Origin of the sequence: Pasteurella testudinis DSM 23072 (genome assembly GCF_900176075.1) — a bacterium.
GTDB classification, from domain to species: Bacteria; Pseudomonadota; Gammaproteobacteria; order Enterobacterales; family Pasteurellaceae; genus Chelonobacter; species Chelonobacter testudinis.
The window spans coordinates 1-22,299 of record NZ_FWWV01000025.1 but is presented as its reverse complement, the minus strand read 5'-3'; the positions used below and the strand labels follow the sequence as shown (position 1 = coordinate 22,299).

The 22,299-nt window shown below is 40.7% G+C and carries 20 protein-coding genes and 2 pseudogenes; 10 read left to right on the top strand and 12 right to left on the bottom strand.

What is annotated here, in order from left to right:
• Window positions 1–187 (bottom strand): transposase family protein (locus tag B8880_RS09625; RefSeq protein WP_143933428.1); only part of this gene is annotated, 187 nt, incomplete at its 3' end.
• 280 nt (window positions 188–467) lie between these two features.
• Between B8880_RS09625 and B8880_RS09620 the strand changes: the two genes are divergently transcribed.
• From B8880_RS09620 to araA, 6 genes are all read left to right on the top strand, one after another.
• Entirely contained in the window at window positions 468–1,481 is a 1,014-nt protein-coding gene (locus tag B8880_RS09620; RefSeq protein ID WP_084257402.1) for an arabinose ABC transporter substrate-binding protein, read from the top strand.
• Window positions 1,482–1,513: 32 nt separating this feature from the next.
• Complete coding sequence (araG, locus tag B8880_RS09615) at window positions 1,514–3,019, top strand: L-arabinose ABC transporter ATP-binding protein AraG (protein ID WP_084257401.1); 1,506 nt, start codon at window positions 1,514–1,516, stop codon at window positions 3,017–3,019.
• A 25-nt stretch (window positions 3,020–3,044) separates the two neighbouring features.
• Window positions 3,045–4,022, top strand: coding sequence for an L-arabinose ABC transporter permease AraH (gene araH / locus B8880_RS09610; RefSeq protein ID WP_115306311.1), 978 nt, complete (start codon window positions 3,045–3,047; stop codon window positions 4,020–4,022).
• 14 nt (window positions 4,023–4,036) lie between these two features.
• Window positions 4,037–4,894 carry an arabinose operon transcriptional regulator AraC gene (gene araC / locus B8880_RS09605; RefSeq protein WP_084257400.1) on the top strand — a complete coding sequence of 286 codons (858 nt, stop codon included), beginning with the start codon at window positions 4,037–4,039 and terminating at the stop codon, window positions 4,892–4,894.
• Between the two features lie 177 nt (window positions 4,895–5,071).
• Window positions 5,072–6,667, top strand: a complete 1,596-nt coding sequence (locus B8880_RS09600) for a xylulokinase (RefSeq protein WP_084257399.1) — start codon at window positions 5,072–5,074, stop codon at window positions 6,665–6,667.
• A gap of 43 nt (window positions 6,668–6,710) precedes the next feature.
• Complete coding sequence (araA, locus tag B8880_RS09595) at window positions 6,711–8,210, top strand: L-arabinose isomerase (protein WP_084257404.1); 1,500 nt, start codon at window positions 6,711–6,713, stop codon at window positions 8,208–8,210.
• A gap of 119 nt (window positions 8,211–8,329) precedes the next feature.
• On the opposite strand, the pseudogene B8880_RS14670 reads toward araA, so the two are convergent.
• A pseudogene (locus tag B8880_RS14670) lies at window positions 8,330–8,733 on the bottom strand (IS3 family transposase); the annotation flags it as partial.
• Window positions 8,734–8,735: 2 nt separating this feature from the next.
• Here B8880_RS14670 and B8880_RS09585 point away from each other — a divergent pair.
• Window positions 8,736–9,218, top strand: a pseudogene (locus B8880_RS09585) (dehydroquinate synthase/iron-containing alcohol dehydrogenase family protein); the annotation flags it as partial.
• A 60-nt stretch (window positions 9,219–9,278) separates the two neighbouring features.
• Here the strand turns inward: B8880_RS09585 and B8880_RS09580 are convergent.
• The 9 genes from B8880_RS09580 to dtnK form a co-directional block, all read right to left on the bottom strand.
• A complete protein-coding gene (locus B8880_RS09580) occupies window positions 9,279–10,034 on the bottom strand; it encodes a DeoR/GlpR family DNA-binding transcription regulator (protein WP_084257397.1) in 756 nt (251 codons plus the stop codon).
• 139 nt (window positions 10,035–10,173) lie between these two features.
• Window positions 10,174–11,157 (bottom strand): tripartite tricarboxylate transporter substrate binding protein, encoded by a 984-nt coding sequence (locus B8880_RS09575; RefSeq protein WP_084257396.1) that lies wholly within the window; start codon window positions 11,155–11,157, stop codon window positions 10,174–10,176.
• Window positions 11,158–11,176: 19 nt separating this feature from the next.
• Window positions 11,177–12,676, bottom strand: a complete 1,500-nt coding sequence (locus B8880_RS09570; protein ID WP_084257395.1) for a tripartite tricarboxylate transporter permease — start codon at window positions 12,674–12,676, stop codon at window positions 11,177–11,179.
• Between the two features lie 8 nt (window positions 12,677–12,684).
• Window positions 12,685–13,161, bottom strand: a complete 477-nt coding sequence (locus tag B8880_RS09565) for a tripartite tricarboxylate transporter TctB family protein (RefSeq protein ID WP_084257394.1) — start codon at window positions 13,159–13,161, stop codon at window positions 12,685–12,687.
• A 33-nt stretch (window positions 13,162–13,194) separates the two neighbouring features.
• The gene (locus tag B8880_RS09560) at window positions 13,195–14,358 is read right to left on the bottom strand and encodes an iron-containing alcohol dehydrogenase (RefSeq protein WP_084257393.1); all 1,164 of its coding nucleotides are present in this window, start codon (window positions 14,356–14,358) and stop codon (window positions 13,195–13,197) included.
• 19 nt (window positions 14,359–14,377) lie between these two features.
• Window positions 14,378–15,355 carry a hydroxyacid dehydrogenase gene (locus B8880_RS09555; protein WP_084257392.1) on the bottom strand — a complete coding sequence of 326 codons (978 nt, stop codon included), beginning with the start codon at window positions 15,353–15,355 and terminating at the stop codon, window positions 14,378–14,380.
• Window positions 15,356–15,368: 13 nt separating this feature from the next.
• Window positions 15,369–16,244, bottom strand: coding sequence for a 4-hydroxy-tetrahydrodipicolinate synthase (gene dapA, locus B8880_RS09550; protein ID WP_084257391.1), 876 nt, complete (start codon window positions 16,242–16,244; stop codon window positions 15,369–15,371).
• Window positions 16,245–16,279: 35 nt separating this feature from the next.
• The gene (pdxA, locus tag B8880_RS09545; protein WP_084257390.1) at window positions 16,280–17,278 is read right to left on the bottom strand and encodes a 4-hydroxythreonine-4-phosphate dehydrogenase PdxA; all 999 of its coding nucleotides are present in this window, start codon (window positions 17,276–17,278) and stop codon (window positions 16,280–16,282) included.
• Complete coding sequence (dtnK, locus tag B8880_RS09540; protein WP_084257389.1) at window positions 17,279–18,550, bottom strand: D-threonate kinase; 1,272 nt, start codon at window positions 18,548–18,550, stop codon at window positions 17,279–17,281.
• A 218-nt stretch (window positions 18,551–18,768) separates the two neighbouring features.
• On the opposite strand from dtnK, the gene yqfB reads away from it, so the two are divergent.
• The 3 genes from yqfB to B8880_RS09525 all read left to right on the top strand — a co-directional run bounded on the left by yqfB (window position 18,769) and on the right by B8880_RS09525 (window position 22,049).
• Window positions 18,769–19,083 carry a N(4)-acetylcytidine aminohydrolase gene (gene yqfB / locus B8880_RS09535; RefSeq protein ID WP_084257388.1) on the top strand — a complete coding sequence of 105 codons (315 nt, stop codon included), beginning with the start codon at window positions 18,769–18,771 and terminating at the stop codon, window positions 19,081–19,083.
• Between the two features lie 294 nt (window positions 19,084–19,377).
• Window positions 19,378–20,700, top strand: a complete 1,323-nt coding sequence (locus B8880_RS09530) for an alpha-L-fucosidase (RefSeq protein ID WP_084257387.1) — start codon at window positions 19,378–19,380, stop codon at window positions 20,698–20,700.
• Between the two features lie 32 nt (window positions 20,701–20,732).
• Window positions 20,733–22,049 carry a PTS sugar transporter subunit IIC gene (locus B8880_RS09525; RefSeq protein ID WP_418889032.1) on the top strand — a complete coding sequence of 439 codons (1,317 nt, stop codon included), beginning with the start codon at window positions 20,733–20,735 and terminating at the stop codon, window positions 22,047–22,049.
• Here B8880_RS09525 and B8880_RS09520 read toward each other — a convergent pair.
• Window positions 22,046–22,299 (bottom strand): IS3 family transposase (locus B8880_RS09520; protein ID WP_143933422.1); only part of this gene is annotated, 254 nt, incomplete at its 5' end. The two genes, B8880_RS09525 and B8880_RS09520, sit on opposite strands and share 4 nt — an antisense overlap.

Sequence of the window (22,299 nt, the reverse complement as noted above, 5' to 3'; positions counted from 1 at the left end):
GCTCAAAAGGTAAATATTGACGCAACCACGCCAAATGATATTCCCCGAACCGTTTAATGTCCGTCCAACCTTCCGCACCGGAAATGACGGCGCTCATGGTCAGAAAAATGATTTCAAGAAAAGGATATTTTTGGTTGATATCTTTACGCGGGTCTTCCAATTGACCGAAAAAGCGGAATAAGTCCATGACGTTACCTTGTATTTTAACGTATTAAAGGCTTATTAGATCATATTTTGAGGAAAAGTGCGATCTTGCCCTGTAGATAGGTAAAAAATAGAAATCAAATATTAGGATTTACTTGTCAAATGTATGGATTATTTGGCTATAAATTTATAGTGTGAGCTAGATCGAGATTTTTTATATCTAATCATTTTAATATGAGCTCGCTCAAGGAGTAAAATCGTATTGTCAAATTGATTTATTATTTTGATAATATTAAAAATATTTAATTGTAGAGGGACTTAAAATGAACATATATAAAAGAAATTTTCTAAAGTCAATCGTTGCAATATCTGTTTTAGCCATAACTGGTATTCATTCAAACCTAGCATATTCCAGCTCTGATTCTCCAATGAAGTTAGGTTTTTTAGTTAAACAACCTGAAGAGCCTTGGTTCCAGACAGAATGGCGTTTTGCAGATAAAGCTGCGCAAGATTTAGGTGGTGTAGAAATCATCAAAATTGCCGCACCAGATGGTGAAAAAACCTTAAATGCGATTGACAATCTAGCAGCTAGTGGCGCGAAAGGGTTTGTTATTTGCACCCCTGATCCAAAATTAGGACCAGCAATTATTGCGAAAGCCAGATCTTATGATTTGAAAGTCTTTACTGTGGATGATCAATTTTTGAATGCAGCTGGCGAACCTATGACTAATGTACCTCTAATTATGATGGCTGCAACTGAAATTGGACAAAGGCAAGGGACTGAATTGTATAAAGAAATGCAGAAACGTGGTTGGGAAATCAAAGATACAGCTGTATTGGCAATCACCGCAGATGAACTAGATACAGCTCGTAGACGCACAGAGGGTTCCATTGAATCATTGATACAAAATGGCTTTCCTACTGAAAAAATTTATAAATCCCCAACTAAAAGTAATGATATTCCAGGTGCATTGGATGCAGCTAATTCTATGTTGGTACAACATCCAGAAGTGAAAAACTGGCTAATTGTTGGCATGAATGACAACACTGTACTCGGTGGCGTACGAGCTACGGAAGGGCAAGGTTTTAAAGCTGAAAATGTTGTCGGCATTGGTATTAACGGGGTAGATGCGATTAATGAGTTATCTAAATCCAAACCGACAGGTTTTTATGGTTCTTTAATGCCAAGCCCTGATTTGCATGGTTATCAAAGTGTTGAAATGCTGTACCGCTGGATTAAAGAAGGCGTGGAGCCTCCTAAATATACAGCAATTGGCGAGGCGGTATTATTAACCCGTGATAATTTCAGAGAAGAGTTAGCTAAAAAAGGGTTATAAGATAAAATTATTAATATTAACAAGGAGGATTTATGCAGGCAATTCCATATTTAGAGTTTGATAATATCCATAAAGAATTTCCTGGTGTTAAAGCTTTACAAGGTATTTCATTCAAATGTTATGAAGGAAAAGTACATGCTTTAATGGGGGAAAATGGAGCGGGTAAATCCACCTTGTTAAAAATATTGAGTGGAAATTATACAGCAACTCAAGGGAAGCTACATATTGGTGGCCGAACAGTACATTTTCGCAATACTAAAGATGCTTTACTTGCTGGAGTAGCCATTATTTATCAGGAATTAAATATTGTTCCTGAAATGACAGTAGCAGAGAATTTGTGTTTAGGACAAATTCCGAATTCGTTTGGTGTGATTAATCAAAGGGAGCTACTAAAACAAACACAACAATATTTAAATAAATTAGACTTAAATATTTCGCCATCAACACTATTAAAAGAACTTTCTATTGGGCAGTGGCAAATGATTGAAATTGCTAAAGCGTTAAGTAGAGGTGCAAAAATAATTGCATTTGATGAGCCAACCAGTAGTTTATCTGCACCAGAAATTGAAAAACTATTCAAAATCATTAATGAGTTAAAAAGTGAAGGGAAAGTAATTCTATATGTATCACATCGTATGGAAGAAATATTTCGTATTAGTGATGAGATTACTGTATTAAAAGATGGGATGTTTGTAGATACATTCTCTGATTTAGCTCAAATTAATAATGATATTTTAGTTCGTAGTATGGTTGGAAGAAATTTAGGAGACATTTATAATTACAGACCCCGAGTGTTAGGGGACACACGTTTAAGTATCACTGGACTTTCAGGCACAAAATTACAAGGTAGTTTCGATTTGCAAGTAAGAGCAGGTGAGGTACTGGGATTGTTTGGTCTTGTTGGTGCAGGACGTTCAGAACTATTAAAGATTATTTTTGGTTCAGATCCGATTAAAAGCGGTACTATTGAATTAGATGGTAACTCTATAGCCATTCACTCTCCAAAACAAGCTATTGAGCAAGGAATTGTCCTATGCCCAGAAGATCGTAAAAAAGAAGCTATTATTTCTACAGCTAGTGTTGCTGAAAATATTAATATTAGTGCACGTCGCTCCCATAATTTTATGAAATTTATTATTAACGATAAGTGGGAAAAACAAAATGCTGAGAAACAGCGAATAAAAATGAATGTAAAAACGCCATCAATTAATCAGTTAATAATTAATCTTTCAGGAGGAAATCAACAGAAGGCTATTTTGGGGCGTTGGTTATCTGAAGATATCAAGGTTTTACTATTAGATGAACCGACTAGAGGAATTGATATTGGTGCGAAATCTGAAATTTATGACCTTATTTTCAAATTAGCCGATGAGAAATTAGCTATTATTGTCGTCTCTAGTGACTTACCTGAAATTATTGGATTAGCAGATAGAATTATGGTGATGAGAGCGCAAAAGATTACGGGGATAGTCGAGCGTAAAAATGCTACCGAAGAAAATATTTTGAAATTAGCCATGGTTGAGAGTAAGGCTATTTAAATTTGATGAATAAGGAGAATATTATATGTCTATAAGTATTATGAACACTGATAAATCACAAAAAGGAAGTGCATTTAATCAAATTTGGACAGCTTATGGAATGCTACTGATTTTTGCAGTAATTTTTATTACAGCTTGTATTTTTATTCCTAACTTTGCTACCGTAATCAATATGAAAGGATTAGGGTTGGCCATTTCAATGAGTGGAATGGTTGCATGCGGAATGCTTTTTTGTCTTGCTGCCGGTGAAATTGATTTGTCTGTAGCCTCAGTAATTGCTTGTGCCGGAGTAGTGACTGCGGTTGTTATCAATATGACTCAAAGCATTACTATCGGTATTATAGCGGGTATTGGTTTGGGAGCCCTCATAGGGCTACTTAACGGGTTTGTTATTGCTAAATTAAAAATTAACTCTCTAATTACTACGTTAGCCAGTATGCAAATTGCAAGGGGGTTAGGTTATATCATCTCTGATGGGAAAGCCGTGGGTATAACGAAAGAAGAGTTTTTTGAAATCGGTTATCAAACTTTTTTAGGCGTTCCTTTGCCAATTTGGTTTACTGTTGTATGTATTGCTATTTTTGGTTTTCTTTTAAGTAGAACAACATATGGTCGTAATACACTGGCGATTGGTGGAAATGAAGAAGCTGCTCGGCTAGCTGGGATAAATGTTGACAGAACCAAGTTAATTATTTTTGTTTTATCTGGTGCTATTGCAGCATTAGCGGGAGTTATTCTTGCAGCTAGAATGACCAGTGGGCAGCCTATGACCTCTGTAGGATTTGAATTGGTTGCAATTTCAGCCTGTGTTCTTGGCGGAGTATCATTGAATGGTGGTGTAGCTAAAATTTCCTTCATTATTGCAGGGGTTCTTATCTTGGGAACGATTGAAAATGCAATGAATTTATTAAATATTTCACCGTTTGCACAATATGTAGTGCGCGGACTTATCTTGTTAATTGCAGTCATTTTTGATAGATATAAACAAAAAATTATTAAATAACTGGATAGGTGCTTATGCCATTCAAAAGTGAGATTAACGAGCAGAAAAATCCATTATTTCCTGGGTATAACTTTGGCGCTTATTTAGTTGCTGGCTGCACACCAATCGAGCGAGGCAATGAGGTTGATTTTGCCGTTAATCGTCCAAACGGAATGAATGGTTATATCATTAATTTAACAACCAAAGGACAAGGATGTGTTTTTGAAGGAAAAGCCCGGTTTACTTGCAACGTGGGAGATCTCCTGCTGTTTCCTCCTAGTGCTGTCCACTATTACCAACGTTCGGCACAAGCAGATTGCTGGCATCATCAATGGATCTATTTTCGTCCAAGAGCATTTTGGCGAGACTGGTTACAATGGAGCCATATAACAAACGGAGTTGGGCGCTTACAAATTCCTGATTTGTTTATTTATGAGAAAATTCTCACATTGTTTAAAAAAATTGAAGAAGAATATCGATCAGGTAAAAATTTTTCTGAAGCGATGTCTATGTGTCTTTTAGAACAGCTATTAATTACTTGTATTGAATTAGATCCTTCAAATAAACAGCGTATGTTAGATCCTCGTATTCTTGAAGCCTGCCATTTTATTTCTGATAATATTAGGGAAAATCATAAAATTTGTGATATAGCGAATCATATACATATGTCTCCATCACGTTTAACACATCTCTTTGCCGAACAGATTGGCTCTAGCATTGTAAAGTGGCGTGAAGAGCAGAGAATGATTAAAGCTAAACATTTACTACATACATCAGGTGCGCCAATCTATTACATTGCTAGACAATTAGGCTATGATGATCAGCTGTATTTTTCTCGTATTTTTAAGCGGTATACAGGATTAAGCCCTTCTGATTATCGTAACTCAATATAAATAAATTAATCTATATCAATAAATTAATCTTTTACGATTGTTTGTTTTGATCTATGTCTCACATTGCATTCGATAGCTTTTTTATCCATATAAATAGCATTTTATACGCTAACATAAATTTTTTGTTGTGATTAATATTATCCTTATAGATTTATTGATGGCTGAGGAATAATAAAAATGAATACTATAAAAAATATGATTGATAGCGGTAATGTTTCGATAGGAATAGAATTGGGATCGACTCGTATTAAAGCAATATTAATTGATAATAGAGGGCATATTTTAGCTATTGGCGAGGCAGATTGGGAAAATCAATTAATTAATGATATCTGGACTTATAATCAAAATGATATATGGATAGAATTACAAAATTCATACAAAGACTTAATGAATTCTGTCAAAGAAAAATATAATACTGTTGTAAGAAGAGCTATTGGAATTGGTATTAGTGGAATGATGCATGGATATATGCCTTTCGATAGATATAAAAATCAATTAGTCCCTTTTCGCACATGGCGAAACAATACCACATCTATAGCTGCAAAAGAGTTAACTCAATTATTTAACTATAATATCCCTCAGCGTTGGAGTATAGCACATTTATATCAGGCAATTCTTAATCAAGAAGAGCATGTAGATCAAATTGATTATATTACTACATTAGCTGGTTATATTCATTGGTGTCTAACCGGAAAGAAAGTACTTGGTATTGGTGAGGCATCAGGGATGTTCCCGATTGATATCCAATCTAAATCTTATAATGTTTCGATGTTGCAGAGTTTTAATCAATTGATAAAAAATAAAAATTATTGCTGGTCTATCGAAAAAATATTACCTCAAATACTTATTGCAGGGCAAAATGCTGGGAAATTAACGGAAAAGGGTGCTAAATTACTTGATCCCACGGGAGCATTACAAGCCGGTATTAATATGTGTCCTCCTGAAGGTGATGCGGGGACAGGAATGGTCGCAACTAATAGTATTAAAGAAAATACGGGAAATATTTCCGCAGGTACATCAGCTTTTGCAATGGTTGTTTTGGAGAAAGAGCTATCAAAAGCGTATGCAGAATTAGATATGATTACAACGCCCACTGGAAAGTTGGTTGCAATGGCTCATGCCAATAATTGTACTTCGGATATTAATGCTTGGATAAAATTGTTTGGTGAGACTCTAGAAGTATTTGGAGCTAAGTATGATCCCAATCAGATATATGAAAAATTATTCATTCATGCGTTAGAAAAAGGAGAAGTCGATTGCGGTGGTTTGCTTGCATATGGCTTTTATTCAGGCGAGCATAATATTGGTTTATCTATGGGATGTCCAATATTTATACATCCCGTCAATACAAATTTTAATCTTGCTAATTTTATACGCATTCATCTTTATACTGCATTTGGTGCGATGAAGTTAGGAATGGATATCTTAATGAAACAAGAAAAAATAAAGGTTAGTCATGTACTAGCGCACGGTGGTATTTTTAAGACTAAAAATGTTGTTTCCAAAATTCTTGCTTCAGCAATAAACACTCCGGTTGCTGTAATGGAGACGGCAAGTGAAGGCGGTGCATGGGGAATTGCCTTATTAGCAAATTATCTCGAGAAATTTCAGCTTAATCAGTCTTTAGAACAATATTTAGAAAACATTTTTAGTAATGTAGAGATATCACTAAGTGAACCCGAATATTCTATGAGCGAAGGTTACGAAAAATTTATGCTTACCTATAAGAAGGGCATACCTATTGTGAGAGAAGCAATAAAACTTAATGCCTAAGATTAATAATATATATTTACTCAAATTAACAAAGGATAATATTATGGATTTTATTAAAAAATTAGAAGTCTGGTTTGTTATTGGAAGCCAACATTTATATGGAGAAAAAGCTTTACGGCAAGTTGAAAAAAACGCCTTCACAATTACAGAATATTTAAATCAACAAAATCCGTTTCTCAATATTAAATTGAAAGCATTAGCTACGACTCCAGAGAATATTTTATCTATCTGTCGGGAAGCAAGCAACCAAGAACAATGTGTAGGTCTAATTGCTTGGATGCATACATTTTCTCCTGCAAAAATGTGGATTGGCGGTTTATCGCAACTTACAAAACCATTATTGCAATTTCATACACAATTTAATAAGAATATTCCATGGGATGATATTGACATGGATTATATGAACCTTCATCAAACGGCTCATGGTGATCGTGAATTTGGTTTTCTCGGCGCTCGGTTACGCTTGCCTAGAACGATAGTTGTCGGTCATTGGAAATCCTCTGAAGTACATCAAAAGATAGATCGTTGGATGCGTGTTATTACAGCAATTTATGATCAGCAACATCTCAAAATTGCGAGATTTGGTGATAATATGCGCCATGTTGCTGTAACGGAAGGGGATAAAGTTGAAGCCCAAATTAAATTTGGTTATAGCGTGAATGGGTTTGGCGTTTATCAACTTGCGGAGACAATAAACGCTGTTAATACTGAAGAGATCGAACAGTTAGTCAAGAAATATGAGGATATTTATCGAATTGAGGATTCTTTAAAAGAAAATGGAAAATATAGAACGCAGTTAATCGAAGGTGCACGAATAGAGCTAGGATTAAAAGCATTTTTAGACCAAGGTGGCTTCAAAGCTTTTACGGATACATTTGAAAACCTGCATGGAATAAACCAATTGCCTGGTTTAGCTGTACAGCGTTTAATGCAACAAGGATATGGTTTTGGTGGTGAAGGAGACTGGAAAACAGCAGCTTTGGTTAGAGCTGTTAAAGTTATGGGGTATGGTCTAAAAAACGGTTCTTCTTTTATGGAAGACTACACTTATGATTTTAGTGAACAAAATGAAGTTGTTTTAGGTGCTCACATGCTAGAGGTGTGTCCATCTATCGCCGATAAGCAAGAAAATATTCGTCTTGATGTCAAACCATTATCCATTGGTGGAAAGGCAGATCCTGTTCGTTTAATTTTTGATGCAAAATCAGGTCCTGCTGTTAATGCCACAATTGTTGATATGGGAAATCGTTTTCGTATGATTGTGGCTGATCTTGAAGCCGTTGCTACTCCTCAAAACATGCCTAATTTACCGGTTGGGCATGTATTTTGGAAGCTACTGCCAAATTTTGATGTAGGTACCCAAGCTTGGGTTATTGCTGGTGGTGCACATCATAGCGCATTTAGCTTGGATATTGACGCTGAGATGTTACGAATGTTTGCTGAGTTTTTTAATATTGAATTTATTCATATCAATCAAAAAACGGAAATATCACAACTAAAAAATGAATTACGTTGGAATGAAATTGCATATAAGTTAGGATAATTAGATATACTGAGTTTATTAATAGAAAGGGTATGTCTGGATGTGATCTGCCCCCAAAAAGTTAGACACTAATAACAGAACTGATTTCGGTATTGTACCGGACTCAGTTCTTAATTGTAGAAGTTCGGGCTGCGACTGAGGTCATAGCTGATAATTTCGTTGTTAAACACATCTTTAATGGGGAAAGATAAAGCTTCCCTTCGTCGCATTTAAACTCCGTCACGTCAGTAAGCCATTTCTCGTTTAACGCCGTTGCGGTAAAGTTACGCTTAAGTCGATTTGGGGCGATATTTCCCACTTCACTACGGTAAGAGCAGTATTTCCTCGGTTTACATTTGCCTTTTAAATCAAGTTATTGTACTTTCTTGTGGTTGATACAATAACCGCTCACGTTTAATACTGCCGTTATTCGACGATAACCATACCTTCCCCGATGTTCGTGAAAGATAGAACTGATTTTCTCGCAACATGCTACATCCTTTGTATTATCTCGCTTCAGAGCATAAAAGAAGCTGCTACGGGAAAATCGCCAACTCGCTGCGAAGTGCGGTCAACAACGAAGCGCAAGGCCGTGAGGGCATGGCGCTGGGGCAATATGTCGCCGGCATGGGCTTTTCCAATGTCGGCTTGGGCGTGGTGCACGGCATGGCGCACCCGCTCTCTGCCTACTACGACACCCCGCACGGCATTGCCAACGCGGTTCTACTACCTTATGTCATGGAGTTCAATCAAGATTACAGCGGCGAGAAATACCGCGAAATCGCCCGAGCGATGGGCGTGGAAAATGTGGATAGTATGAACCAAAGCGAATATCGCATTGCCGCCATCAACGCCGTGAAACAACTGTCAAAAGACGTCGGCATTCCGCAAAAACTATCTGAAATCGGCGTACGGGAAGCTGACCTGACCGCACTTTCCATCGACGCCTTCAACGACGTTTGCACTGGCGGCAACCCGAGAGAATGCACCCCTGAATTGATTTTAGAGGTGTATAAAATTGCGTTTTGATTGAAGAAACAATTGAAGAAACCGTAGAGAAAAACGGATACTGATGGGTATCCGTTTCAATCAGGCCATAACCAAATTAAAGTTTCTATTTTGCATTTCTTGCTGTTGTAGCGTACTGAGATGACTATCGGTGACAATATCGGTGAGTTCATTTAAATGGCTGGCGCAAAAAAAGGAATATTTCCCATATTTGCTGCTATCAGCAACCAGCACCTTGCGTTTGGCATTTTGAACCAAACATTTTTTCAAAAATGCTTTCTCCTCCGTTGGCGCAGTAATGCCTTTTTCCATACTCCAAGAATTACAGCTGACAAAAGCAAGATCCGGATAAATTTTCTGTAAACTCTCCTGGCCATAGTTACCGATACAAGATTGACTGCTACCATCCACTCTGCCGCCGGTTACAATAATTTCGATTTGTTTGTATTCCGATAAGAGCAGGGCAATGTGTAAGTCGGTAGTCACCACCCGCAGCGGCATATGGGCAATTTTCTTGGCGATACAAAGGGTTGTGGTGCCGGCATCCAACACGATAGAGTCACCGGGAGAAATCAGTGACATGGCATATTCGGCAATTCTTTCTTTTTCCAAAATTTGTTTGGCGAGTTTTTCGTGGGTTGTCGGCTGGAAAGGAATGAATTGATTCAGGCTAACGCCGCCGTGTGTACGGAGAATCGTCCCTTCTTCACTGAGTTTAATCAGATCGCGACGAATCGTTGCCGGGGAAGAATCTGTGACTTTGACCAGTTGCTCTACAGTCGCAATATTATGATTTTTAAGAAATAATATTATTTTTTCTGCTCTTTCTTTTGGCATAAGTTTCTATAATTTTGCGGTTTATATTATTGAATATTACTGTACAACATTTTAACATTAATGTATTTAAGAATATTTTAAATCAAGATAAAAATCGCTCACGATAACAGTGAACGATTTTTATATTTTGGTTACAGAATTAATTATTAACGAGATCTTTATTCTCTTCAAATGTCTGAAGTGTGCTGTCTAAATGTTTAATCAGATCTTGTGTGCCGACAAATGTCGGTGACACACTATACGCATCTTCGGTTTTTTTCTGGAAATCCGGTTGCTCGGTTACTTTCTTAATTGCCGCTGCCATTTTGGTTACGATTTCATTATCCGCACCTTTTGGAAAACTTAAAAAGTAGTATCTTTCCGCTAGCCAGTCATATCCTTGTTCTTTGGCGGTAAGAACATCGGGGAATAGCTTGTTACGATTTTCATTAATCACTGCCAGAGGGATAAAATCACCGGAGTCAAAATAGGACTTCATTACACCATAAGGATTCACGTTAATGTCAATTTTACCTGCCAGTAAAGCCGCATTTCTATCCGTACCGCCACCGGCATCAACAATATTGAAGTCAACACCTGCTAATTGTTCAAACACTCTGCCTAGATAATATGAATATCCACCAACGGAAGAGGCATAAATTAGCTCACCCGGCCTTTTTTTGGCTTCGGCAACCAAATCATCCAAATTTTTCATATTGCTGTTTGCATTAACGGCAATAACATATGAATCATCAACAATAGTAGCCGCTATCGGAGACAGCGCTTCATGTGCTTGGTTAGCTAATCCAACTACTTTATTGGTTAGCATTGACTCATGAAAAAATAATGCGGTATAGCCATCTGGTTTGGCATTGATGACTTGTCGCATACCGGCATTACCATTTGCGCCGGAAACATTATTAACGATAACGGTGACGCCCAACTCTTTCTCTAAATGGCTGGATAAGTTACGAGCGTGAAAATCGGTATCACCACCGGCATTAAAAGGCACGATAATAGTGATATTTTTATTTGGCCAAATATCAGCGCTTTTTGATGCGTCTGCATTTTTTGAATTATTGTCACATCCGGCAATAAATATAGTTAAAGCAGTCGCCATAAATAAACTTGCTATTTTTTTCATAATAAATCTCCTTGGATTATTAATTAATATGCTTTCTTTTCAGTTGTGATCTGACTGCAAAAAGAATAACGATGGCAGTCATGATGAAAAAAGTTAATGCAATTGGTGCTCTAAAAAACTCTGTAAAATCCCCGCGAGAGAACATCAATCCACGTCTTAGATTCACTTCGGCAAGTGGTCCGATAATGAAACCTAAAATAAAGGGTGCCGCAGGAATTTTTAATTTGAAGAAAATAAATCCAATCACGCCGAATAAAACAGTTGCCCAGACATCAAAGAAATTATTTCTTACACCGAATGCCCCGATGATACAGAATAAGAAAATTGCCGGTAATAAAAAATGTTTTGGAATAGCCAGGATCTTGGTGAAAATACGCAATCCATAGAACTCCATTAAGAACATGATGATCGCACCGACAAACATTGCCGAGAAAATCACATAAACGGTGCTGACATGTTCGGTGAACATCAATGGACCGGGAATAATGCCGTGTAAGGTGAGTCCGCCAAGTAAAATGGCTGTTACGGTATCCCCTGGAATACCCAGTGCTAATAAAGGTACTAACGCTCCGCCGATCGCTGCATTATTCGAGGATTCGGATGCCACCAAACCATCCATAATTCCAGTACCGTATTTTTCCGGATATTTGGAGGTTGATTTGGATACGGTATAGGCCATTACATTGGCTGCACCACCGCCGATTCCCGGTAAAATACCAATCGCCGTACCTAAGGAAGAGGAAACAATAAAGTTTTTTGTTTGTCCGAAAAATTCTTTAACGGAAAAGCCGAGCCCTTTTACTATTTTGATCGCATTAATTACACCGATATTATTATGTTCGGTTTTAACGCTATCGGCCTTCGAAATAATTTCATTAATCGCAAATAAGCCGATTAAGACCGGCAAGACATCAAAGCCATAAGTAATTTCTTCTGATCCCAACGTAAATCTGGCAACCGATGATATGGCATCCATTCCGACGGTTGCAAACATACAGCCCATTAAACCGGAAATAAGTCCTTTCCAAATATTATCGCCGGATAAGCCGACTAACATACTCAAAGAAAAGAGCGCGACTGCAAAATATTCATAGGCGCCAAACTTAATCGCAATTTTAGCTAAATAGGGTGATAAAAAGACCAATACGATGGTAGAGAAGATTGTGCCTAAAAATGAGAATGTCACCCCGACACCCAATGCTTTGAATGCTTGCCCTTTTTGGGTCATGGGATAGCCGTCAAAGGTGGTGGCGATAGATGACGGCGTGCCCGGAATACCAGCCAGAATGGCGGTAATCAAGCCGCCTGAAATGCCTCCGATATATAAAGCAATCAATAGCACGATTGCGTAATTCGGATCCATGGCATAGGTAATCGGCAGAAATAATGCCAGCGCCATTGTAGCAGACAATCCCGGTACGGAACCGAAAATGATGCCGATGAATACGCCGCCGAGAATACAGATTATGCCGGTTGTGGTAAATAAGGATGCAAAACCTTGTAATAATAATTCACCCATATATCCTCCTAGAAGAATATGCCAGATGGCATGGTTAAGCTGAGATAGTGGCTAAATATAAAGTATGCAATGATTGGTAACACCACCGAAAAAACGGCGTAAATCCAATAGGTTTTCTTTACATAATCAGGTGTTAAAATTAACGATAAGCAAAACAAAAATGGTATGGAGATTAAAATAAATCCTAGATATTGCATTAAAAGAACATAAATAAAAATTAATCCCAGAACGGCAAATATCCTTTTCCAATCGGTTGCGGATTTTGTATGCTCCTCATTTTTTACTCTTAATTTTAGGAATGAATTAATTAACAGGATTGAGGAGCAAAATAGTAATAAGGAACCGTAAATTTTAGGCATAAAATCTGCTTCAACGCTAACTAGCCCTTTGGTTTCAATCAAAAAGGCATTTGCTAAATAAAACAGTGAGACGAAGAAGAAAATAAATCCTGCCATAAAATTTTTATCAGATAAATACTTTTTCATATATACCTCGACGAATTGAATGACAAATATTATCTAGATAATTTTTTGATAGATTGTTTTAATATCCGCTTTAGTCATTTCGCGCGGATTATTATCCAATAAGCGTCTGACTTTAAATGCCGAATCCACCAATTCATCTAAAATTTCTTCGTTAATTCCAACCGCACTTAGGTCACATTTAATCTCTAAATCGCGAATTAACGCATACAGTTCGTCAATCATTTTTTCGGCGGCTTGCTGCTGCGTGCAACCTTGCACATCTAAGCCCATTGCTTGCGCAACGTTAGCAAATTTTTCGGTACAAACCGGTAGATTGAATTTCATCACATCGGCTAATAAAATCGCATTGGATAGTCCGTGTGGAATATGATATTTACCGCCGAGCGGGTAAGAAAGCGCATGCACCGCCACAGTGCTGGAGGTTGCGATACAGGCACCGCCTAAAAACGAACCTAGCAGCATATTTTCACGCGCGATGATATTTTTTCCGTCATTGAAAGCGGTGCGGATATTTTGCGTAATCAGTTCAACGGCTTTTAGCGCGAACATATCACTGAACGGGCTGGCTTTTTTAGAGATATAGCATTCGATGGCATGACACAACGCATCAATACCCGTGTTGGCAGTAATGCTTTTCGGTAAGCCGACCGTCAGTTCCGCATCTAAAATAACACTGCTCGCCACCAATTTTTCATCGACAATACCGATTTTGAGTTCCTGTTCCGTATCTAACACAATCGAATTTTGGGTCGCTTCGGAACCGGTGCCCGAGGTCGTCGGCACCATTAAGGTTGGCAGACTAGGTTGGACAAATTTCTTTTGACCGGAGGTCACTTCTTTTAACGAAATATCTTGATTATGTAGCATTAATGCGACAAGTTTTGCCGTATCCATCGCACTGCCGCCGCCAATACCGATCACCATATCCGCATTGAATTTCACCGCTTCATTGAAAATGTGATTTACCGCTTCCAACGGTGGTTCCGGCGGCACATCGCTGATAATATGCACGGCAATGCCGGCTTGCGCTAAAATCTGTTGCGGCTTGGTGGTTAAACCGGCTTTAAATACACCGGCATCGGTAATAAGCACCACATTTTTTGCGTTATAGCCTTGGGCGACGTCGGCGATTTGTGTGATAGAACCTGCGCCGCCGATGACTTTGCTTGGATTAAATAAAGAATAAATACCTGACATCTTGTTGTTTCCTTGTTGTTTATTTGTTCCATCTCGGATGGTTATACGCTTCCGGATTACAAACGTTTTCCCAACGCTCACCATTGATTACCGCGAGCACGCCTTCAGCTGCCATGGTTGCCACTCCGGAAGCCGCTTCTTTGGTTTGTCCTGCCATATGTGGCGAAACGGTGACATTATTCAATTCAAATAACGGGGCGGTGGTATCTACCGGTTCGGAAGCAAAAACATCCAAACCTGCACTATGGATAAGCCCTTTTTCCAAAGCAACGGTTAATGCAGCCTCGTCAATCACTTCGCCTCTGGCACAATTGATCAGAATCGTATTCGCCGACATCCAACCGATCTCTTGTGCGCCGATTAAGTTGCGTGTTTCGGGTGTGAGCGGTACATGAATGGAAATGACGTGAGATTGTTTAATCGCTTCATCTAACTGCGAACAATAGATGTAACCCTCTTTTTCAATCGTTTCCCGGCTTACAAACGGATCATAGACTTTGACTTGCATCCCGATTGCGCTCGACATCTGTGCCAGAATTGAGCCAATCCGACCATAGCCAATCAGTGCCAATGTTTTGCCATTCAGTTCATAGGCTTTGTAGCTGCTGCGAATAGCAAAGTTACCTTTGCGCATCTCTTTATCGGAGCGGAGCAAATCCTTTGCACAGGCAAACATCAGGGCAAAAGCGTGTTCCGCTACGGAACGGGTGTTGGCACCCGGCGCTATCACAACAGGAATTCCCAGCTCGGTTGCGGTTTTAACATCAACATCATCGACCCCGACGCCGGGTCTGCCGATGACTTTTAAATTCTTTGCTTGCAGCATGGTTTGACGATCAATCGAACCAATCCGGATAATCAAACCGTCGGCATCGAGTAACTCCGGCAGCATCGCCGCCGGAGAGCCATCATTAGTAATCGCAATTTTTGTATTCGCTTGCTCTAAAACTGCCATGCCGTCATCGTGTAAGCGATGGGAAATAACGACTTTTTTCATTGTGTTTTCCTCATTACTCATACAGTTTAAAGACGGCTTGCAGCGCTTGATCAATAGTCGGATTTGCGCAGTTTGACGGTTCCCGTGCCGGACCGACATTATGCCCGCGCAGTTGCGCCGCACGTTTCACCACTGAGTTCGGATTGCCCATTTGCATCACATTACGAAAATCACGGATTTTTTTCTGTGAAGCGTTAGCTTTGTCGAAATCACCCTGTTTCCAATACTCATAGATTTCAACCATCAGCTCAGGGAAGACATTGGAACAGCCGCTGATTGCACCGGTGCCGCCGGCCAATAACGTCCACAGAATCAAGGAATCATTTCCCGCCATCACGCTTAAGCGCGGATCGGTATTTTCAATGTATTTCAAGGAATTATCAAAGTTACCGCTGCTGTCTTTGATCCCAATGATGTTGTCAAACTCAGCCAGTTTTTTTAGGGTTTTATAGTCGATATTGTTGCCGGTGCGCGCCGGAATGTTATACAGCAGAATCGGCGCCGCCACGTTTTTCGCAATAGTGCTAAAATGACGATATAGGTCATCTTGTGAAACCGAGACAAAGTAAGGCGAAATAATGGAAAGGACATCGACACCTAAATCCATTACTTGTTTGGAAAATTCGATCGTTTCTTTGGTGGTGACGCAACCGGTGCCGACATAAACCGGCACCCGACCGTTCACCGCTTCAATTGCGGTTTTGATCACTTCCAGTTTTTCTTGCTGGTTAAAGGCATAAAATTCACCGTTGGTACCTAACGGAAAGATCCCGTGAATTCCGGCGTTGATCAGATATTCAATAAATTCTTTATAAGCACCCGGATTAAATTTTTCGTTTTCATCTAAACTGGTTAAAACGGGAGCGATGATGCCTTCTGGTTTAAACATAACAATTTCCTCATTTGATTAAAAATAGATTGATTTTATTGAGCATATTTCACATTGGCCATTTTCGCGCCTAAGTAGAGTGCTTCAGTCATGCTACGGCTATCGGCGATGCCTTGACCGGCAATCGGGAAGGCGGTGCCGTGGTCAACCGAAGTGCGGATAAAAGGTAAGCCGACCGTGACATTCACGCCGCTGTCAAAGCCTAATAATTTAAGTGGAATGTGGCCTTGATCGTGATACATCACCACCACAATATCGAATTCATCTAAATTTGCCGCACGGTGAAATACCGTATCAGGCGGAATTGGACCGACAACATTCATACCTTGCGCTTGTGCTGTTTTAATTGCCGGCAAAATCTCTTTTTCATCTTCGTCGCCAAACATGCCGTTTTCACCGGCATGCGGATTCAAGCCGGCAACGGCAATTCTCGGCTGTTTGAAACCGAGCATTTTGATATTTTCATCGGCAAGATGGATAACTTTCAGCACGCGCTCTTTTTTCACCAAATCACAGGCTTGGCGCAGTTGGATATGGGTGGTGACGTGAATCACATTCAGTTTCTCGCTGGCTAATAACATGGAGAAATCTTTAGTATTGCTAAGATGAGCCAAAATTTCAGTATGACCGGGAAAGAGTTTGCCGCCGGCGTGTAACGCTTCTTTATTAAGCGGCGCAGTGACAATCGCATGGATTTTGCCTTGCATCGCATATTCAACCGCTCTTTCGACATACTCGTAAGCCGCTTTTCCGGCGCGGGCATCAACTTGGGCGAACGGCAAATCCGCCGGCAAATTATCCAAATCAAGCATATCAATGGTGCCGAATTCACTTTTGGCGTCTTCAATCTGCTCAATCACGCGCAGTTTTAATGTTGAGTGAACAATCGGTAAGGCTCTTTGCATGATTTTTTTGTCGCCGATCACAACCGGACGAGCCAATTCATAGATTCTTTCATCTTCCAAGGCTTTAATGATCACTTCAGGTCCGATGCCTGCCGCGTCTCCCATCGTAATGCCTAATACTGGTTTCATTTAACGCTCCTTATTTGCTGTATTCCTAATAAAATGAATGACTTTTTTAAAAACGTCCGGGGAACCGAATCCCCCGGCTTTGGTGATGATTGGGATATCTTGCAGTGCGGTATGCGGTAAATAGCCGAAAGGGACTCCGTTTTCAACTTCGCCAGCGATACGGTAGTGTTCCGCTTGCAACGCTTGCGCCACGCCAATCGCAATATCGCCGCCGGTGAGAACCAAGCCGGCAAGGCGGTAGTCGATTCGTTGTAACGTGGTGTTTACTATGTCGGATAACAGTGAGCAAATTCGCTCACCCAATTGTGGCCTGGTTAACGTCAGTTGTTTGCATAACGCGTTGATACCTTGTCGCGCTTGTTGGCTGCTGTCGGTTTTGAACAAAACGTGTTGTCGGCGTGTCAGTTGTTCCGTTAAATGTTCGATCAATTGATTCGGATAATACTCATCGGTCAGCAAGGATGCGATATTAACCTCAACCGAAACGGCCAAATGTTGTTCAAGCAGGTGTTTTGTTTGTTGTTGACTGGTTTCGCTCATTGAGGCAACGACAAATAATAGAGGATAATCAAGTCTCGGCGCTTGGCAAAAAGTCTCGGCCAATGCACCGGCCAAACCGGCAGAGCCGGCGATAATGCAAGGTTCTTCAAGACGTTTAATTTGTTCGGCAATACGCAATAAATCCTGTTCTTCCTGCGCATCGCAAGAAAAAATACACCTTGGATATTGTGCAACCATTTGCTTGGTAATTTGATCGAAAACCTGGTTTCTTAAGGTTTCCAGATCAATTTCAATAATCGGAAGTGCGGTTTGGCTCGCCAGAATATCACGCACATTCGATGAAATAATCGGTGTTTTCGGATCGGTCGCATACTCGGTCTGCAAAATCGGGACTTCGTCGACATAGCAAATGCCGTTATGTACCGTTCTGCCCATACTTGGTAGCGCCGGGCATAAAAAAGCAATATTCCGTTTGCTTGCGACTAATAACGCTTCGATTTCAGCCCCGACATTTCCCCGCAAGGTAGAGTCGATTTTTTTGTAAATCGTTAAATCGGTAATGTCGTAGCTTGAGAGAATATTGTTTATCCGGTCGGCGGCGGCATTGACGGACATGGCTCTAGAATCGGTATTGATGACGATAATATCGGCCCGGCTGCTATTTTGGCGGCGCCAATCAAGCACTACATCTACAACCGCATTCTTTTTGCAAAATTGAACGCCGGTATCATTGGCTCCGGTAAAGTCATCGGCAATGACAAGCATTTTCATCGTTATCGCTATCCCGTTGTTTCCCTCGAATGCTGAAAATTATATAGATAAATAAATGGAAAAACTTTGGGATAGATCACACTTTGTGATTATTTATAATCTTTTTGATTTTAAATAATCACAAAGTGTGGGTTTAACTGAGGGATTGCTAGCTTGTTTTTTTGTATTTCAGCAACATTACGCATAAAATATACCGGTTGTCTCACAAGGAACCCAAGATGCTCGCAACCCAAATCACCTTTTTCCAACGCTTTGAACAAGATATTCTCAACGGCAGTAAGACGATTACCATTCGTGATCGCAGCGAAAGCCACTATCAGCCACAGAGTGTGGTTGACGTATTCACTTATGAAAGCCAGCGTTGGTTTGCTAAAATCCGGATTTTATCGGTCACGCCGATCGCTTTTGCAGCGTTAAATGAGCGGCACGCTTCGCAGGAAAATATGACATTGGCGCAGCTGAAAAACGTTATTCGGGAAATTTATCCGCATGAAACCGCACTTTTTGTTATTCAATACGAGTTAATCAAATAGCATATTCGGTCAATTTCGATGCCTGTTTTTTCCAAATCAGAAGCCGATTCGGGCATCGGCAATCTAATCCTTACACCGTTTTCCCACACATTTCAGTGATAGCAGTCACAAAAAATCACTCCAATCAAGCAAAACAATATTTCTATTTGATCATATTTTGAAATCTTGATTTCATATTAACGACAGCTTGACGGAATCGGCTTGATAGCTCGCGCGTATTGGCATGAATATTTAAAGGCTGCATATCCATATGAATTCGTTATAAGTTTAATAATATTACAGTGAGGAATTATTATGAAAAAAACCTATTCTGCAACTTGGGAATCTGTAAAAACACATCCGCTGCCGGATTGGTACGATGATTATAAATTCGGTATTTTTATCCATTGGGGAATTTATTCCGTGCCGGCGTTTGCGCCCTTGACTTGGGAATTGGGTGAAGTTGAAATTGATGAACAGTGGTTTTGTAATAATCCTTACGCAGAATGGTATTTTAATTCGATTAACGTCAAGCAAGGCCCGACTTATCAGCATCATATCCAAACTTACGGCAAAGATTTCAGCTATCGTGATTTTCTGCCGCTTTGGAAAGCCGAAAAGTGGCAGCCGGCGGAATGGGCGCAATTATTTAAACAAGCAGGGGCAAAATATGTGGTGTTGACCACCAAACACCATGACGGTTTCTGCCTTTTCCCAAGCCGTTACACCGATTATCACTGCCTGAATCACGGCCCGAAACGCGATATTCTGGGCGATTTGAAAAGTGCGGTCGAAGCGGTCGGCTTAAAAATGGGAACCTATTATTCCGGCGTTATCGATTGGACGTTTTCCTGTGCGCCGATTTTCACCGAAAGCCAAAATATGTCCAACGCAAGCCCGACTTATGCTTACGCCGATTACGCTTTTAATCAAGTGTTGGAACTGATTGATCACTATCAACCTGCGGTGTTGTGGAACGATATCGGTTGGCCGAAACAGGGCGAACATATGCTGCCCAGCCTGTTTTCTCACTACTATAACCAGGTGGAAGACGGCGTGGTCGATGATCGCTGGAATGGCTTGTGGTGCGATTTCACTTCGAAAGAGTATAAACACGGCGAAGCCTCTCGTGAGCGGAAATGGGAAATGTGTCGTGGCTTGGGACTGTCGTTCGGGTATAACCAAAACGAAAGCGATGACGATTTGATTTCGGTAGAGAAATTGGTGGCGCTGTTGGTGGAAGTGGTCGCCAACAATGGCAATTTATTACTGAACGTCGGGCCGAAAGCCGACGGCACGATTCCAAACGGACAAGTCGAACGCCTGACCGCACTTGGCAATTGGTTGGAAGTGAACGACGAAGGAATTTATGCCAGCCGTTGCAGCCGCCGCGAATCTTACCGTCAAGCCGATTTGGATTTTCATTTCACTAAAAAAGACGCCGACCTATATTGCTTCGTCAGCGGACTCCGCACCGGTGAAACCCGTTTTTCCCTACCTTGCAGCACCACAGTCAGCGCCCTGAATCCGGCAGTGCAATTCACGCAACAACGGCAAGGCGATAAAGTGGAAATTACCGTACACAACTATCAACCGGCTTGGCAGGTGTTATGCTTCAAAGCCATCAACGGCGAATAGGGGGGTGCGTGATGAGCCAGTTTAGCCAAAAAATGATCCGTTACATGGATAAATACGTCACCCCGACCGCACTTAAGTTGGAAAAACAACCGCATATTTCCGCTATCCGCGACGGCTTTATCGTGGTTTTGCCGTTCTTGATTGTCGGCAGTTTTATTATGATTTTACTGATTCCGCCTTTTGATCAAAACACCACCAATAGTTTTGGCATCGCTTGGTGGCGTTTTTCCACTTGGGCAAGCGATTACGGCTGGGCATTTTTCCAAATGTCGTTTAACGCCATTTCCTTATTTACCTCTGCCAGCATTGCCTATAACCTCGCCAAAGCCTATAAACGGGAGCCGCTGCCGGCGGCGTTTTTATCGGTGATGACGTTTTTACTGATCGCCGCACCAGTGAAAGACGGCGCAATGGACATCAAGTTTTTCGGCGGTATCGGGCTGTTTTCTGCGATTTTCGTTGCGATTTACACCGTAGAAGTCACCCGTTTACTGGAATATTTGAATATCCGTATCCGTCTGCCGAAAGAAGTGCCAAGTGCGGTCGCCGAATCGCTGAATATCGTGATTCCGATTTTAGCCATGCTGCTCACCATTTTCCCGTTTTCGATTTATATTGAACATGCGATGGGTGTCACCATTCCGCAATTAATCATGGATTATATGGCGCCGTTGATCAAAGTCAGCGATTCGCTTGGGGCGATTCTGCTGTTTGTGTTTGCCACCCACTTGCTGTGGTTCTTGGGCATTAACGGCTCCCTCGTATTAATGCAGCTTTGGACCCCGTTCCTGCTGCAAAATATGGCGGCCAATTTGGCGGCGTTACAAGCGGGTGAACCACTTCCTTTTATTGTCACCAACTCATTTTGGGATTTTTATATCGTACACGGTGCTTCCGGCGGGGTGATTGCGCTGGCATTTTTACTGGTTCGCAGCCGCTCGGTGCATTTGCGTTCAATCGGCAAAATCGGGCTGGTTCCGTCTTTCTTCTCTATCGGCGAGCCGATTGTTTACGGCGTACCGATGGTAGTCAATCCGCTCTTTTTTATCCCGCTGATTTTTGCCCCGATGGCAAATGCGGTGATCGCCTATTTGATCTTGGATTTTGACTTGATTCATCGGGTCTATCTGATGGCACCGTGGACAACACCGGCACCGATCGGCGCTTATTTAGTCTCCGGCGGCGATATTTGGGCGCCGGTTTTAAGTATCGGATTGATTATTCTGGATATTTTTATCTATTATCCGTTCTTTAAAGCCTATGAACGCCAGTGTGTCAAACGTGAGCAGGAAAAAGATCGCGAGTTAGCCGTGCAACATGATCTGACCCCCAAAAGTTGGACTGTTTAATGAAAGAATTGGGTTCGATATTGTATCGGACTTAATCCTTTTAATCTTACTTGAATTCGTTCTGCATTGTAATACTGAATATATTGATGAACCGCCTGTTCAATTTCATCAACCGTATCAAACTGTCGCACATAAAAACATTCTGTTTTCAGCCTGCCGAAAAAACTTTCCATCGCGCCATTGTCCAAGCAGTTGCCCTTTCTCGACATACTGATTTGAATCCGATTCGCCGCCAATATGTTGCGATAAG

Coding starts and splice junctions, on each gene's coding strand:
- araA (WP_084257404.1), top strand. CDS start 6,711: ATGGATTTTATTAAAAAATTAGAAGTCTGGTTTGTTATTGGAAGCCAA.
- araH (WP_115306311.1), top strand. CDS start 3,045: ATGTCTATAAGTATTATGAACACTGATAAATCACAAAAAGGAAGTGCA.
- B8880_RS09570 (WP_084257395.1), bottom strand. CDS start 12,676: ATGGGTGAATTATTATTACAAGGTTTTGCATCCTTATTTACCACAACC.
- dapA (WP_084257391.1), bottom strand. CDS start 16,244: ATGTTTAAACCAGAAGGCATCATCGCTCCCGTTTTAACCAGTTTAGAT.
- araG (WP_084257401.1), top strand. CDS start 1,514: ATGCAGGCAATTCCATATTTAGAGTTTGATAATATCCATAAAGAATTT.
- B8880_RS09600 (WP_084257399.1), top strand. CDS start 5,072: ATGAATACTATAAAAAATATGATTGATAGCGGTAATGTTTCGATAGGA.
- B8880_RS09560 (WP_084257393.1), bottom strand. CDS start 14,358: ATGTCAGGTATTTATTCTTTATTTAATCCAAGCAAAGTCATCGGCGGC.
- B8880_RS09580 (WP_084257397.1), bottom strand. CDS start 10,034: ATGCCAAAAGAAAGAGCAGAAAAAATAATATTATTTCTTAAAAATCAT.
- B8880_RS09565 (WP_084257394.1), bottom strand. CDS start 13,161: ATGAAAAAGTATTTATCTGATAAAAATTTTATGGCAGGATTTATTTTC.
- B8880_RS09555 (WP_084257392.1), bottom strand. CDS start 15,355: ATGAAAAAAGTCGTTATTTCCCATCGCTTACACGATGACGGCATGGCA.
- dtnK (WP_084257389.1), bottom strand. CDS start 18,550: ATGAAAATGCTTGTCATTGCCGATGACTTTACCGGAGCCAATGATACC.
- B8880_RS09530 (WP_084257387.1), top strand. CDS start 19,378: ATGAAAAAAACCTATTCTGCAACTTGGGAATCTGTAAAAACACATCCG.
- araC (WP_084257400.1), top strand. CDS start 4,037: ATGCCATTCAAAAGTGAGATTAACGAGCAGAAAAATCCATTATTTCCT.
- yqfB (WP_084257388.1), top strand. CDS start 18,769: ATGCTCGCAACCCAAATCACCTTTTTCCAACGCTTTGAACAAGATATT.
- B8880_RS09575 (WP_084257396.1), bottom strand. CDS start 11,157: ATGAAAAAAATAGCAAGTTTATTTATGGCGACTGCTTTAACTATATTT.
- B8880_RS09525 (WP_418889032.1), top strand. CDS start 20,733: ATGATCCGTTACATGGATAAATACGTCACCCCGACCGCACTTAAGTTG.
- B8880_RS09620 (WP_084257402.1), top strand. CDS start 468: ATGAACATATATAAAAGAAATTTTCTAAAGTCAATCGTTGCAATATCT.
- pdxA (WP_084257390.1), bottom strand. CDS start 17,278: ATGAAACCAGTATTAGGCATTACGATGGGAGACGCGGCAGGCATCGGA.